General features: G+C 62.9%; 17 protein-coding genes. 13 read left to right on the top strand and 4 right to left on the bottom strand.

Features of this window, described 5'->3' with window-relative positions; all coding sequences use genetic code 11:
• The 9 genes from CAF65_RS25505 to CAF65_RS25465 all read left to right on the top strand — a co-directional run.
• The coding region (locus tag CAF65_RS25505) for a lipid-A-disaccharide synthase N-terminal domain-containing protein (protein WP_178076743.1) at positions 1 to 151 on the top strand (151 nt) is incomplete at its 5' end.
• Positions 152 to 154: 3 nt separating this feature from the next.
• Positions 155 to 1,564, top strand: a complete 1,410-nt coding sequence (locus CAF65_RS25500) for a glycosyltransferase family 39 protein (RefSeq protein ID WP_085718763.1) — start codon at positions 155 to 157, stop codon at positions 1,562 to 1,564.
• Between the two features lie 150 nt (positions 1,565 to 1,714).
• The gene (locus CAF65_RS25495; protein WP_085718762.1) at positions 1,715 to 2,887 is read left to right on the top strand and encodes an acyl-CoA dehydrogenase family protein; all 1,173 of its coding nucleotides are present in this window, start codon (positions 1,715 to 1,717) and stop codon (positions 2,885 to 2,887) included.
• Entirely contained in the window at positions 2,884 to 4,077 is a 1,194-nt protein-coding gene (locus CAF65_RS25490; protein ID WP_085718761.1) for an acyl-CoA dehydrogenase family protein, read from the top strand. The genes CAF65_RS25495 and CAF65_RS25490 overlap by 4 nt, the downstream gene beginning before the upstream one ends.
• Positions 4,078 to 4,090: 13 nt before the next feature.
• A complete protein-coding gene (locus CAF65_RS25485) occupies positions 4,091 to 4,873 on the top strand; it encodes an SDR family oxidoreductase (RefSeq protein WP_085718760.1) in 783 nt (260 codons plus the stop codon).
• Between the two features lie 2 nt (positions 4,874 to 4,875).
• On the top strand, positions 4,876 to 5,334 hold the full coding sequence (locus tag CAF65_RS25480) for a MaoC family dehydratase (RefSeq protein ID WP_085718759.1): 459 nt from the start codon (positions 4,876 to 4,878) through the stop codon (positions 5,332 to 5,334).
• Positions 5,335 to 5,364: 30 nt separating this feature from the next.
• Positions 5,365 to 6,567, top strand: coding sequence for an acetyl-CoA C-acyltransferase (locus tag CAF65_RS25475; protein ID WP_085718758.1), 1,203 nt, complete (start codon positions 5,365 to 5,367; stop codon positions 6,565 to 6,567).
• On the top strand, positions 6,568 to 6,957 hold the full coding sequence (locus CAF65_RS25470; RefSeq protein ID WP_085718757.1) for a steroid Delta-isomerase: 390 nt from the start codon (positions 6,568 to 6,570) through the stop codon (positions 6,955 to 6,957).
• Positions 6,954 to 7,388 (top strand): nuclear transport factor 2 family protein, encoded by a 435-nt coding sequence (locus CAF65_RS25465; RefSeq protein WP_085718756.1) that lies wholly within the window; start codon positions 6,954 to 6,956, stop codon positions 7,386 to 7,388. Before CAF65_RS25470 ends, CAF65_RS25465 begins: the two co-directional genes overlap by 4 nt.
• Before the next feature lie 206 nt (positions 7,389 to 7,594).
• Here the strand turns inward: CAF65_RS25465 and CAF65_RS25460 are convergent, their stop codons facing one another.
• A complete protein-coding gene (locus CAF65_RS25460; RefSeq protein ID WP_085718755.1) occupies positions 7,595 to 8,089 on the bottom strand; it encodes an SRPBCC family protein in 495 nt (164 codons plus the stop codon).
• Positions 8,090 to 8,102: 13 nt separating this feature from the next.
• Entirely contained in the window at positions 8,103 to 8,879 is a 777-nt protein-coding gene (locus tag CAF65_RS25455) for an SDR family oxidoreductase (RefSeq protein ID WP_085718754.1), read from the bottom strand.
• 278 nt (positions 8,880 to 9,157) lie between these two features.
• Here CAF65_RS25455 and CAF65_RS25445 point away from each other — a divergent pair, with 278 nt between their 5' ends.
• Genes CAF65_RS25445 through dmpG form a run of 4 tightly spaced genes read left to right on the top strand, consistent with a single transcriptional unit; the run spans position 9,158 to position 12,748 of the window.
• Positions 9,158 to 9,985 (top strand): alpha/beta fold hydrolase, encoded by an 828-nt coding sequence (locus CAF65_RS25445; RefSeq protein WP_085718752.1) that lies wholly within the window; start codon positions 9,158 to 9,160, stop codon positions 9,983 to 9,985.
• Positions 9,982 to 10,773: a fumarylacetoacetate hydrolase family protein gene (locus tag CAF65_RS25440; RefSeq protein ID WP_085718751.1), complete on the top strand. Its 792-nt coding sequence runs from the start codon at positions 9,982 to 9,984 to the stop codon at positions 10,771 to 10,773. The genes CAF65_RS25445 and CAF65_RS25440 overlap by 4 nt, the downstream gene beginning before the upstream one ends.
• A gap of 18 nt (positions 10,774 to 10,791) precedes the next feature.
• Positions 10,792 to 11,700, top strand: a complete 909-nt coding sequence (locus CAF65_RS25435; RefSeq protein ID WP_085718750.1) for an acetaldehyde dehydrogenase (acetylating) — start codon at positions 10,792 to 10,794, stop codon at positions 11,698 to 11,700.
• A gap of 13 nt (positions 11,701 to 11,713) precedes the next feature.
• A complete protein-coding gene (gene dmpG / locus CAF65_RS25430; protein WP_085718749.1) occupies positions 11,714 to 12,748 on the top strand; it encodes a 4-hydroxy-2-oxovalerate aldolase in 1,035 nt (344 codons plus the stop codon).
• A 62-nt stretch (positions 12,749 to 12,810) separates the two neighbouring features.
• Here dmpG and CAF65_RS28540 read toward each other — a convergent pair whose 3' ends face one another.
• Positions 12,811 to 12,978, bottom strand: coding sequence for a hypothetical protein (locus CAF65_RS28540; protein ID WP_178076742.1), 168 nt, complete (start codon positions 12,976 to 12,978; stop codon positions 12,811 to 12,813).
• Positions 12,979 to 13,216: 238 nt separating this feature from the next.
• A complete protein-coding gene (nudE, locus tag CAF65_RS25425) occupies positions 13,217 to 13,765 on the bottom strand; it encodes an ADP compounds hydrolase NudE (protein WP_085718748.1) in 549 nt (182 codons plus the stop codon).
• Positions 13,766 to 13,830 lie beyond the last annotated feature (65 nt).

Here is a 13,830-nt window from a genome sequence, read left to right as displayed (position 1 = left end):
CTGGTACCTGAGCATCGTTGGCAGCACCTTGCTGCTCGCCTATGCCATTTACCGCCAGGACCCGGTGTTCATCGCCGGGCAGGCGTTTGGCTCCCTCGTCTATTTTCGCAACCTGCAGTTGATCGCCAAAAGCAGAAGCCTGAAGGAGTAGGTCATGCACAGATCGTTATCGACCCGAAATGTTACGTTGCTCGTGGCTATCGCGATGGCGTTGCTGTTTTTCTGGGGGCTGGGCAGCGTGCCGTTCCTCAGTGTCAACGAGGCCCGCCGCGCCGTTACCGTGCGCGAAATGCGCGAGGCAGGCAGCTGGCTGTTGCCTTACATGAACGGCGACTTGTACCTGTCCAAGCCGCCGTTTTTCTATTGGGCGGGCCTGGTTTCAACGTCGGTCCTGGGCAGCTTGTCCGAGTGGAGCGTGCGTCTGCCTTCGGCGCTGGCCGCTGCCTTGTGCTGTTTTGGCACCTATCTGTACGGCGTTCGGCAGGCGGGGCGGCAGGTCGGTTTGTTCGCCGTGGTGTTCCTGGCCGCGAACGGTGCCTTCAGCCTGTTCGCACGGCGCTCGGAAATCGAGATGCTGTTGACCCTGCTGTGCTTCGGCGCACTGCTGGCGGCCTGGCAGTTCATCTTCCGGCAAGGTCGGGTCTTCTGGAGTCGGTTGAGCTATGTGCTGCTGGGTTGCGCGCTGCTGACCAAAGGGCCGGTGTGCCTGTTGTGGGTGACGGCACCGATCCTGGCCTATGCCTTGATCTACCGTGATGCCCGGGCCAAGGCTTATCTGTGCGACGGTTGGGGCTGGCTGATTGCCGTGGTGCTGGGCAGTTCCTGGTACGTGGCGGTGTCGGTGAATCAGGGCTGGGGGATCTGGGCATCGATCATCAGCGAAGACATCGTGAAAAAGATCGACGGGCAGGGCGCCGAGGCCTGGTACGCGTATCTGCTGTACCTGGCTGGTGATTTCTTCCCGTTCTGGCTGATCGTGTTCATACAGCCGCGCAAGTTCTGGGCGATGATCCGCTCGCGCCGCGAGGCTGCCATGCTGCTGTGCTGCAGTCTGTTGCCGTTGCTGGTGTTCTCTCTGTTCACCGAAAAGCATGGCAAGTACCTGTTACCGGTTTATCCATCGATGGCGCTGCTGCTGGCGATGCACTGGTCGGTGGTGCTTGATGACCTCAAGGGGCGCTGGCGCACGGTCCTGGCCGTTGTGCCCTACGTGATGCTGGCCGGGTTTGTGGTGTTCTACATGTTCGTCGAAGCGCGGGTGTTGTCGCACCGGGTCGATGGTCTTGAGCAGGTTGCCGCGCTGGCCGATGGGCAGCCGGGGCAGAAGGCTTATACCCTCGGTGAGCCGGATATCCGTCTGGTCTATTACATGGGCCGGCCGGTGGCGCCGCTGACGGTGGCGCAGTTGCAGTCCGAGTCCCGTCCGGCGGGGTTGTTGTTTGTGCAAGAACCCCTCGAACCGCAATTGCAGAATCTGGCGTCATGCCAGGTCGGTGAAATCAACCCGTACCTGAAACCGGACCGTTCAGCGCTGCTCGTGCGCATGGGGGGCGACTGCCGCTGATCGGCTTCCCGGCCGAACACACACGCCAGCACATCACCCGTTCGGACTAGGCAGGGCTAACGATTCTGCCGCGTCCGGCCGGCGCCAAACTTCATGCTCAAAGGGGCGTTGCGCCACGCACGCCCCGCCACACGAGCAGAAGGCGCCGCGATGGAGTTTGCATTCAGCGACGAACAGGAAATGATCCGCGCATCGGCCGAGGGCTTCCTCGCCGATGTCTCGGATTCTGCCGCCGTGCGCGCGGCAATGGCCAGCGAACGGGGTTTTGACGAAGCCCTCTGGCAGCGTCTGTGCCAGGAAATGTACTGGCCAGCCATTCATATCCCCGAAGCCTTTGGTGGTCTCGGCCTCGGTTTTGTCGAGCTGACGATCCTGCTGGAGCAGATGGGCCGGCGTTTGCTGTGCTCGCCGTTTTTCGCCACCGCCTGCATGGCCACGCCTGCGCTGTTGCTGGCCGCCAATGATGAACAGAAGCTGCGTTGGTTGCCGTCGATTGCCGACGGCAGCGTGACCGCGACCCTGGCGTTCAGCAGCGCCAATGGCTGGTCGGCCGACGATGTCCAGGCCACGGTAGTGGCGCAGGGCGACGGGTTCGTCCTCGACGGCACCCTCAAGCATGTACTCGACGGCCATGGCGCCGACCTGTTGATCATTGCCGCACGGCAACCCGGAACCACCGGCGAAACGGGCATCAGCCTGTTTGCCGTGAACGCCGTACGCGCCGGCATCGAGCGGCAAATGCTGCCGAGTATGGACCAGACCCGGCGCCAGGCGCGGATCCAGCTCAAGGGCCTGTACCTTGAAGCCGATGCGCTGCTGGGTGAATTCGGCAACGGCTGGTCGCACCTTGAGCGAGTCCTGCAACTGGCCTGTATCGGCCTGGCTGCCGAGCAGACCGGCGGCGCGCAGCAGGTGCTCGACCTCAGCGTGGCCTACATGCAGGAGCGCCAGCAGTTCGGTCGCCCGATTGCCAGTTTCCAGGCCCTCAAACACCGCGCCGCCGACATGATGCTGCAGGTCGAGTGCGCGCGTTCGGCCAGTTATTACGCCGCGTGCGTGGCCCAGGAAGTCCTCGATCCGCAGGGTGATCCGCAGGTCGCGGCAGAACTGCCGCTGGCGGCGGCGCTGGCCAAGGCGCAGTGCTCTGAAACCTATTTCGCCTGCGCATCCGAGTCGATCCAGTTGCACGGCGGCGTCGGTTTCACCTGGGAGTACGACCCGCACCTCTACTTCAAGCGCGCCCGCGCCAGCGAGAGTTTCCTCGGGCTACCGGCCTGGCATCGCGAGCGGATTGCCGCGGTCATTCTTGGAGAGCAGCCATGAAAATCAGTTTCAGCGAGCAGGACGAGCGCTTCCGTCGGGAAGTCGCCGACTGGATGAGCGTCAACCTCTGCGGCGAATTCGAGCCCCTGCGTTTTCGCGGCGGTCCGGGCGATGAACACATGTTTCCTGAAGAGCGCAAAGCCTGGGAGCGCAAACTCGCCGAGGGTGGCTGGACCTGCGTCGGCTGGGCGCCGGAGCACGGCGGGCGTGGTTTGTCGATCACCCGGCAAGTGATATTTCATGAAGAGTACGCCCGCGCCGGTGGTCCCGGTCGCATGGGGCATATCGGCGAAGGGCTGGCCGGGCCGACCATTGCCGCGTTCGGCACGGCTGAGCAGCAACAGCGCTTTCTGCCGGGGATCGTCAGCGGCACGTCTTTCTGGTGTCAGGGCTATTCCGAGCCGGGGGCCGGTTCCGACCTGGCCAACGTCAAGACCCGCGCCGCGCTGGATGAGGCGACCGGAACCTGGGTGATCAACGGGCAAAAAGTCTGGACGTCCCTGGCCCACGAATCGGATTGGTGTTTTGTGATCGCCCGCACCGAGCCGGGCAGCGTCGGCCATCGCGGTCTGTCGTTCCTGCTGGTGCCGATGGCCCAGGCACAAATCACCGTGCGGCCGATCGAGCAACTGACCGGCACCTCTGAATTCAACGAAGTGTTCTTCGACGATGCCCGCACCGACGCCGCCAACATCATCGGCGCGCCGGGCGATGGCTGGAAGATCGCCATGGCGCTGCTCGGCTTCGAGCGGGGTGTCTCGACCCTCGGCCAGCAGATGCAGTTTCAGAACGAACTCAACGAAATCATCGCCATCGCCAAGTCCAATGGTGCAGACCGCGATCCGATCCTGCGTCAGCGCCTGGCCGAGGCCTGGAGCGGGCTGCGGATCATGCGCTACAACTCGCTGCGCATGCTCTCGGGCAGCCAGGACGGTTCGCTGCGCAAGGAGGCGACCATCTACAAGCTGTTCTGGTCGACCTGGCATGCCAGCCTCGGCAAGTTGGCGATGGACGTCCTCGGCGCCGAGGCGGAATTGCTCGAGGCCGCGCCTTACCAACTGACCCGTTTGCAGTCGCTGTACCTGTTCAGCCGCGCCGACACCCTCTACGGCGGCAGCAACGAAATCCAGCGCAACATCATCGCCGAGCGTGCCCTGGGCATGCCCAAAGAGCCGCGTCCGCGCGCCTGAAAGGAGAGAGTTCATGTCTGTACCTCAATATGTTGAAGGTCGCGGCCTGCTGCGCGGCAAGTCGGTGCTGATCACCGCGGCAGCGGGTGCCGGGATCGGTTTTTCCGCCGCTGTGCGCGCTGCCGAGGAAGGTTGTCGTGCGCTGATGATCAGCGATATCCATGAAGGCCGGTTGGCCGAGGCGGTGCTGAAAATCCGCGAAACCACCGGGTTGCAACAGGTCTTCGGCCAGGTCTGCAACGTCGCCGACGAAGCCCAGGTGCAGCAACTGATTGTCTGCGCCGAGCGTGAACTGCAGGGTGTGGATGTGCTGATCAACAACGCCGGCCTTGGCGGCTCGCGCTTGCTGGTGGAAATGGGCGACGAGGAGTGGAACCGGGTACTCGATGTGACGCTGACCGGCACCATGCGCATGACCCGCGCCATGCTGCCCAGAATGATGGAGCGGCGTGCCGGGGTCATTGTCAACAACGCCTCGGTACTGGGCTGGCGCGCGCAGAAAGAGCAATCGCATTACGCCGCCGCCAAGGCCGGCGTCATGGCATTGACCCGTTGCACAGCGGTCGAGGCGGCTGACTACGGCATCCGCATCAACGCGGTCAGCCCGAGCATTGCCCTGCACGATTTCCTGCGCAAATCCGCACCCCAGGCAGTGCTCGATCAACTGGCCGCCAACGAAGCGTTCGGCCGCGCCGCCGAAGTCTGGGAAGTGGCCAACGTGATGATGTTCCTGGCCAGCGACTACAGCTCCTACATGACCGGCGAAGTGTTGTCGGTGTCCAGCCAGAGGGCGTGACCATGCCACGTATTTTCGAAACGCCGATGGCCTTGTTCGACGCCGTGGGCGAAGCGCTCGGCGCCAGTGACTGGCTGCTGCTGGAACAGGACCGCATCGACCGGTTCGCCGACGCCACTGGCGATCATCAGTGGATTCACGTCGATCCACTCAAGGCCGCCAGCGGCCCGTTTGGTACCTGCATTGCCCATGGCTACCTGAGCCTGTCGCTGGTCAATCTGTTCTTGCCGCAGATCGTCGAAGTCCGTGGCCTGGCCATGGGCGTCAATTACGGCTGTGAGCGAGTGCGTTTCCCCGCGGTGGTGCGCGTCGGCTCGCGGGTGCGCGGCAGTGCGCAACTGATCGCGGTCGAGGAAGTGAAGGGCGGCGTACAGGCGATCATCCGCGTCAGCGTCGAGATCGACGGCGAGGATCGCCCCGGTTGCGTGGTCGACACCATCAGCCGCTATTACCCGGCGTAAACCGGCCAGCAGAATTTCTAGGAATTGAGCATGAAAGAAGCCGTCATCGTTTCGACCGCCCGTACTCCGATCGGCAAAGCCTTTCGCGGTGCGTTCAATGACACCGAAGCGCCGCAACTGGGCGGACACGTGGTGCGCGAAGCCGTGCGCCGTGCCGGCATCGAGCCGGGCGAAGTGGACGACGTGATTATCGGTGCCGCGGCGCAACAGGGTACCCAGTCCTATAACCTGGGGCGCCTGTGCGCGATTGCTGGCGGCCTGCCGGCATCGGTTGCCGGGATGGCTGTCGAGCGCCAGTGCTCGTCCGGCCTGATGAGTATCGCCATGGCCGCCAAAGGCATCATGTGCGACGAAATCGACATCGCCGTGGCTGGTGGCCTGGAGTCGATTTCCCTGGTGCAGAACAAGCACAAGAACCTGTATCGCAACCAGTCAGGTTCGGTGATCGAGCTGGATTCGCACGCCTACATCCCGATGATCGAAACCGCCGAGATCGTCTCCGCGCGCTATGGCATCTCCCGCGACGAGCAGGACGAATACAGCTACCAGAGCCAGCTGCGTACCGCTCAGGCCCAGAGCGCCGGGCGGTTTGACCGCGAACTGGCGCCGCTGACCAGTCGCCAGATGATCGTCGACAAGGCCACGGGCGAAACCCGCCATGAATCCGTCACCTTGCTGCGCGACGAGTGCAACCGCATCGACACCACCCTCCAGAGCCTGAAAGCGCTGGAGCCGGTGTGGCCGGGCGGTCAGTGGAGCGACAAGGGGCGTTTCATCACCGCCGGTAATGCCTCGCAGTTGTCTGACGGTGCGTCGGCCTCGGTATTGATGAGCGCCAGACTGGCCGAGAAGCGCGGCCTGGAACCGCTGGGGATCTATCGCGGCATGGCTGTCGCCGGCTGCAATTCCGACGAGATGGGTATCGGCCCGGTCTATGCGATTCCTAAGTTGCTCAAGCGCCACGGCCTGACCATGGACCACATCGGCCTCTGGGAGTTGAACGAAGCGTTCGCCTGTCAGGTGCTGTACTGCCGCGACACCCTGGGCATTCCGGCCGAACGCCTGAACGTCAACGGCGGAGCGATTTCCATCGGCCATCCGTTCGGCATGTCCGGGGCGCGGATGGTCGGCCACGCGTTGGTCGAAGGCCAGCGTCGCGGTTTGCGCTATGTGGTGGTGAGCATGTGCATCGGTGGTGGCATGGGCGCCGCCGCCCTGTTCGAGGTGATCTGAATGATCAGCGCACAGCAGATCCAGGCGACCATGGCGCGTTATGTGGAACAGGTGGATGCCGGCGACATCGAGGGCATCCTCGCGCTCTACGCCAAAGACGCCACCGTCGAAGACCCGGTCGGCCAGGCGCCGTTGCAGGGCATCGACGCCATCGCACGCTTTTACCGTGAAGGACTGGGGGCGATGGAAGTCTCGGCCACGCTGACCGGCCCGGTTCGCGCGACCCTCAATGGTTGCGGAGCGATGCCGTTCCGGGTCGATATGGTTTGGGGCGGGCAACCGTGCTCGCTGCATGTAATCGACGTGATGGAGTTCGATGCCGATGGCAAGATCCGCTCGATGAAAGCCTTCTGGAGTGAGGCCAACGTGACCGCGCGAGGTGCCGCGTGAATCTGGAACAGCGGATCGCCCGCCTGGAAGCGCTGGAGGACATCCGCCGGCTCAAGCATCGCTACCTCAATGCCTGCGATCTCAAGCAGGTAGAGGTGATTGCCGACTGTTTTGCCGAAGGTGAAGTGCTGATCGATTACGGTCCCTTGGGGATTTTTCGTGAGCGCGACAGCTTTGTCGCGCTGTACCGCGAACTGGCCTGCCATGATCGGGTGATCGACCTGCATCACGGCGCCAACCCGGAAATCGAGGTGCTTGGCGAGGATCAGGCCCAGGGCCGTTGGGCCCTGTGGTATTTCAATCTGGATGGCGAGAGCGGAGCAACGCGGCAGTTGGGTGGGTTCTATCAAGACCGTTACCGGCGAATCGCCGGACAATGGAAGATCGTCGCCACCCGTTTTATCGCTCACTCGGAAGTGGTGCGTTCCTGAGGGCAGTTCACTCCAGAGGTGGCCTCTGTGGGAGCGAGCCTGCTCGCGAAGGCGGTGTGTCAGACAACATTGATGTTGGATGTGCCGGCCCCTTCGCGAGCAGGCTCGCTCCCACAGTTTTTTGTGGTGACGCCGACATTGCGAGTATCCCCAATCCCCTGTGGGAGCGGGCTTGCCCCGGGCGGCGTTCCGACGAAGTCGGCGTGTCAGGCAACATCGATGTTGGATGTGCTGACAGCCATATCCGGATTCTGAGTGCGGCCGGTTTCGTAGTAGGCCTTGAGATTCTCGGCAATCTGCTTCACCACCTTGTTGAAAGCCTTGGCCAGCAACCCTTCAAACAGCCTGCCACCGCGCAGGCTGTAACTCATTTGCAGGGTGATGCGGGTCGCGTTGCCTTCGGCTTGCAAGGCATAACTGAAACTCGCCTCGCGAAACGGAAAGGGCGAGTCATTGCCGCCCTTGTGCAACCGCAGCACGAACCCCGTGCCTTCCTGCCACTGCACCACGCTTTCATCCAGATACTGACCGCCCTTGCGCAGCACCCGGCGACTGGCGCCGACGCCTTCCTGTGCGCCGGGATGAAACCGGCAACCGGTCAGTCCTGGAACATAGTGCGGGGCGAGGCTCAGGTCGCGTAGTCTGGCCCAGGCTGCTTGTTGCGTGAGGTTCAGTACAACGCTGTGGCTGGCTACGGGCATTTCGAAAGTCCTCTTATGAATGGGATTGGGCCGCATCGAGAAATGCCGGGCGTTCTCCGGCGCCATGCACGGCGATATCCGCGCCGCTGACGTAACTGGCCAGCTTCGAGGCCAGGTACAAACAGGCATCGCCAATATCTTCAGGGGCTGCCAGGCGTTGCAGCGGAATGGTCGCCGCCACCCGGGCAATGCCCGCGTCGTCACCATAATGCATGGCCGCCTGCTCGGTGAGAATCAGCCCGGCGGTCACGGCGTTGACCCGCACCTTCGGCGCCCATTCCACTGCCAGCGAGGTGGTCAGGTTCAGCAGACCGGCTTTGGCCGCGCCATATGCCGCAGTGCCGGGGGAAGGGCGGGTGGCGCTGACGCTGCAGATGTTGATGATCGCACCGCCGTCAGCCTGGGCCTGCATCACCTGGTTGGCTTGCTGGCACAGGTTCAGTGGCGCGATCAGGTTCAGGCGGATGATCGCTTCGCTGAAACGCGGCGAGGCCGTTGCGGCCTCGGCATTCGGTGAACCACCGGCGTTGTTGACCAGCACATCGAGGCGGCCGAAGCGCTCGACGATCCGCGCGATCAGGCCTGCCGATTGCTCGACGTCGCGCAGGTCACAGGCCACGAACAACGCCTCGCGCCCGCCACTGGCAGGCAAGGTCGGCGGGGCTTCGCGACCGCAGATCACCACGTCGGCGCCGCACTCGAGGAAGCGCTGGCTGATGCCGCGCCCGACGCCTTTGCCGCCGCCGGTGACCAGTACCACTTTGCCGCGAAAGTCCATCGGATCAAGCATGGGGGGGCCTCGTTCAGTCGCTCGGGAATTTAACCGATGCTAGGTCTGCAACCCCGGCAGGCCAACGTCCAAAGGGACTAGAGATTGTCTGTAGGAGCGAACCTGCTCGCGATGGACGTCAACGATGACGCTGGATGCCTGGCACCCCGCGGTGTTCTCAGGCTCATCGCGAGCGAGTTCGCTCCTACACAGCACAGGCGCGTAGTCCTGTCGGACGATGTTGATTGTCCGGGCCCTCGGAATAATCCGGCGACAATAACAGGCCGGGAGGACACCTTATGGGCGCTTCAGCGCAAGGGCACTTCGTTACGCTGCCGGATGGTTTGCAGCTGCACTACAAAGACACCGGCAGCGGCGAGCCGGTGATTTTCATCCATGGCAGCGGGCCGGGCGCCAGCGGTCACAGCAACTTCAAGCAGAATTACCCGGTGTTCGCCGAAGCAGGCTATCGGGTGATCGTCCCGGATTTGCCGGGCTACGGCGCTTCGGACAAACCCGACACCCTCTACACCCTGGACTTCTTCGTTGCCGCGCTGAGCGGTCTGCTCGACGCCCTGGATATCCAGCGTTGCGTGCTGGTCGGCAACTCCCTGGGCGGCGCGATCGCGATCAAACTGGCCCTCGACCAACCGCAGCGTGTCAGCCGTCTGGTGCTGATGGCCCCCGGTGGCCTGATGGAAAAGGAACAGTATTACCTGCAAATGGAAGGCATCCAGAAAATGGGCGCGGCCTTCGCCAAGGGTGAGCTGAACGATGCGGCAGGCATGCGTCGTCTGTTGGCCCTGCAACTGTTCGATGAAAGCCTGATCAGCGACGAAACGGTCAACGAACGGGTGGCTGTGGTGCAACAGCAACCGGTGTGTGTGCTGTCGACCATGCAGGTGCCGAACATGACCGCGCGCCTGGGCGAGCTGCAGTGCCCGATCCTCGGTTTCTGGGGCATGAACGACAAGTTCTGCCCGTCCTCCGGTGCCCGGACCATGCTTGAAAACTGCTCCGGCATCCGTTTCATGATGCTCAGCGAATGCGGGCATTGGGTCCAGGTCGAGCATCGTGATCTGTTCAACCGCCAGTGCCTGGCATTTCTTCAGGAGGCCCGCGGATGAGCGTGCAATTGCGCCGAGAGTTCGGCGAAGAGCTTTATCAGGCGCTGCTCAGCGGCTCCACCCTGGCGCCGCTGACCGAGCGCTGGCCGTCGATCAGCATCGAAGACGCCTATCACATTTCCCTGTACGCCATTGAGCGTCGGGTGGCGGCCGGCGACCGGATCGTCGGCAAGAAGATTGGCGTGACCTCGGTGGCGGTCCAGCAGATGCTCAACGTGCATCAGCCGGATTTCGGCTTCATCACGCGGCAGATGGCGTTCGATGACGATGCGCAGATTTCCCTGGCCGCCAACAAGCTGATCCAGCCCCGCGCCGAGGGCGAGATCGCCTTCAGGCTCAAACAGGATCTGGTCGGCCCCGGCATCACCGAAACCGACGTGCTGGCCGCCACCGAATACGTGATGCCGTGCTTCGAGATCGTCGACTCGCGGATTCACGACTGGCGCATCCGCATCCAGGACACCGTGGCCGACAACGCCTCCTGCGGCGTGTTCGTGCTGGGCGACAGCAAGGTCGATCCGCGTGAGCTGGACCTGCCCAACTTGCGCATGCGCGTGTTCAAGAATGGCCAGCCCCTGAGCGAGGGCCTGGGTTCGGCGGTGCAGGGCAATCCGCTGACCGCCGTGGCCTGGCTGGCCAACACCCTGGGCGCCTTCGGCATTCCGTTCAAGGCCGGGGAAATCATCCTGTCCGGCTCCCTGGTACCGCTGGAACCGGCCCGTGCCGGCGACCGTTTTGAATTGACCATCGATGGCCTGGGCAGTGCCCGGGTGTCTTTCTGCGCCTGACTTTTGGAGTTAGACCGAATGAGCAAAAAACTCAGAGCGGCCATTATCGGCCCGGGCAACATCGGCACTGATCTGCTGATGAAAATGTACCGGTCGCAATGGATCGAGCCGGTATGGATGGTCGGCGTCGACCCACAATCGGAGGGCCTCAAGCGCGCTCGCGAAATGGGCGTGAAGACCACCGCTGATGGCGTCGACGGGCTGCTGCCCCACGTCCTCGACGACGACATTCGAATTGCCTTCGATGCCACTTCGGCCTACGTGCATGCGGAAAACAGCCGTAAGCTCAACGCACTCGGGGTGATCATGATCGACCTCACGCCGGCGGCCATCGGCCCGTTCTGCGTGCCGCCGGTCAACCTCAAGGAGCACGCGTCGAGCCTGGCGATGAACGTCAACATGGTCACTTGCGGTGGCCAGGCGACCATCCCGATGGTGGCGGCGGTGTCGCGGGTGCAGCCGGTGAGCTACGGCGAAATCGTTGCCACGGTGTCCTCCGGTTCGGTCGGCCCGGGCACGCGGCAGAACATCGACGAGTTCACCCGCACCACAGCCGGTGCGGTGGAGAATATCGGCGGTGCCCGACGCGGCAAGGCGATCATCGTGATCAACCCGGCCGAGCCGCCGCTGATGATGCGCGACACCATCCACTGCCTGACCGATGACGAACCGAACCAGGATGCAATCCGCACCTCGGTGCTGGAGATGGTCCGCGAAGTGCAGCGCTATGTGCCCGGCTACAAGCTGATCAACGGGCCGGTGTTCGACGGGCGCAAGGTGTCGATTTTCATCGAGGTCGAAGGCCTCGGCGATTTCCTGCCCAAGTCCGCCGGCAACCTCGACATCATGACCGCTGCCGGTTTGCGCACGGCCGAGATGTTCGCCGAAGAAGCCCACAAGGGCACCCTGCAACTGCCCGTCCGTTGAGTGGAGTATTGCCATGAATTTGCAAGGTAAGAGCGTCCGTCTGCATGACATGAGCCTGCGCGACGGCATGCATGCCAAACAGCATCAGATCAGCCTGGAACAAATGGTCTCGGTGGCCACCGGCCTCGATGCCGCGGGCGTGCCGCTGATCGAAATCACCCACGGCGATGGCCTGGGCGGTGCGTCGCTGAACTACGGTTTCCCGGCCCACAGCGACGAGGAGTATTTCGCCGCGGTGATCCCGCAGATGAAACAGGCCAGGGTTTCGGCCCTGTTGTTGCCGGGGATCGGTACCCTCGACCATCTGAAGATGGCCCACGAACATGGCGTATCGACCATTCGCGTGGCGACCCACTGCACCGAAGCGGACGTGTCCGGTCAGCACATCGGCATGTCGGCGAAGATGGGCCTGGACACCGTTGGCTTCCTGATGATGGCGCACATGGTCAGCCCGGAGAAACTGCTGGAGCAGGCGCGGTTGATGGAAAGCTACGGCGCCAATTGCATCTATTGCACCGACTCGGCCGGCTACATGCTGCCCGATGAAGTGGCGCAAAAAATCGGTGCTTTGCGCGCCGGGCTGAATGCCGGGACCGAAGTCGGTTTCCACGGCCACCACAACATGGGCATGGCCATCGCCAACTCCCTGGCCGCCATCGAGGCCGGTGCTGCGCGGATCGACGGATCGGTAGCGGGCCTTGGCGCGGGAGCGGGCAATACGCCGCTGGAAGTGTTTGTCGCGGTGCTGGAGCGTATGGGCGTCAACAGTGGTGTGGATCTGTACAGGATCATGGACGTGGCCGAAGACCTGGTGGTGCCGATGATGGATCAGCCGATCCGCCTCGACCGTGATGCGTTGACCCTGGGTTACGCGGGCGTCTACAGCTCGTTCCTGCTGTTCGCCAAGCGCGCCGAGCAAAAGTACGGCATCCCGGCCCGCGAACTGCTGGTGGAACTGGGGCGACGTGGCACGGTGGGCGGTCAGGAAGACATGATCGAAGACCTGGCGCTGACTCTGTCGCGGGCCAGGGGGGTACTGCCTACCTGATTAATGCGGCAACGAAAAAACCACCGATCCGGTGGTTTTTTTATGGCCGGTGGAAACCGTGCTCAAGGCAGCAGATTGCGCACCACGGGCGGATAACAATTGATCGCCGTACTCGAACAGCTGAAGTAGGCCATGGACGGTCGGTAGGCTTCGTTCTTGAACAGCTGGCACAGACTGGTGGAAGCACCCGCACAGAGGATGATGAACAGAGCACAAGTAGATTTGCGCATGATGGGTCTCGACACGGTTTTATTGTTGTAGAGACAGGTTATGGCGACGGCCACGCGAGTGGCTTCGTCCGAATGGACTAGACGATCAATTTGAAGTTGTCCCCTCCCTTGTGGGGGTTCCCGGGATCTGTGCCTGGCCGTGATCCCCTGTAGGAGCGAACCTGCTCGCGATGGCGGTGTGTCAGGCGATGTGGATGCTGGATGTGCTGGCCTCGTCGCGAGCAGGTACTGATGGGTGTCAGGTTCGTCGGGCGAGGGCGCCTATTGCCATGAACAACGCCGCAATGGCCCGGGCTTCATGGAGGTCGCCACGGGCCACCAGTTCGGGAATCTGCGCCAGAGGTACGCGCAGGCACTCCAGCGGTTCGGGTTCGTCGCCTTGCAGTTGGCAGGGGCTCAGTTGTTCGGCCAGTACCACCTTGTAGCGGTGGCACAGGTGTCCCGGTGCCAGTGTCAGTTCGCCCAGTTCGGTCAGGCGTTCGGCGCGCATGCCGACTTCTTCACTCAGCTCGCGCTGGGCTGCCTGCAAATAGTCTTCATCAGGCTCAGCACCTCCCTTGGGCAGGCCGAGTATGGTTTTTTCCACACCGACCGCGTATTCGCGCACCAGCAACACATGCTGCGGATCGGGCATCGCCACCAGCATCACCGAGCGATAACCGGTGCCGCGCAGGCGTTCGTAGACCCGCTGCTGGCCGTTGCTGAATTGCAGGTGCAGGGCTTCGATCTGAAAGTGGCCGCTTTGCGCCAGCAGTTCAGTCTTGAGGATGGTTGGGCAGTTGCGCATGGGCAGTCCCCTGTTTGGGATAAAGACACTGTGCGCTGTACAACGCAGGCCGCCATCGTCCGAGC

It is taken from the genome of Pseudomonas sp. B28(2017) (genome assembly GCF_002113025.1).
GTDB lineage: Bacteria > Pseudomonadota > Gammaproteobacteria > Pseudomonadales > Pseudomonadaceae > Aquipseudomonas.
The sequence above is the reverse complement of the archived record's forward strand: the minus strand, read 5'-3'. Positions and strand labels throughout refer to the sequence as shown.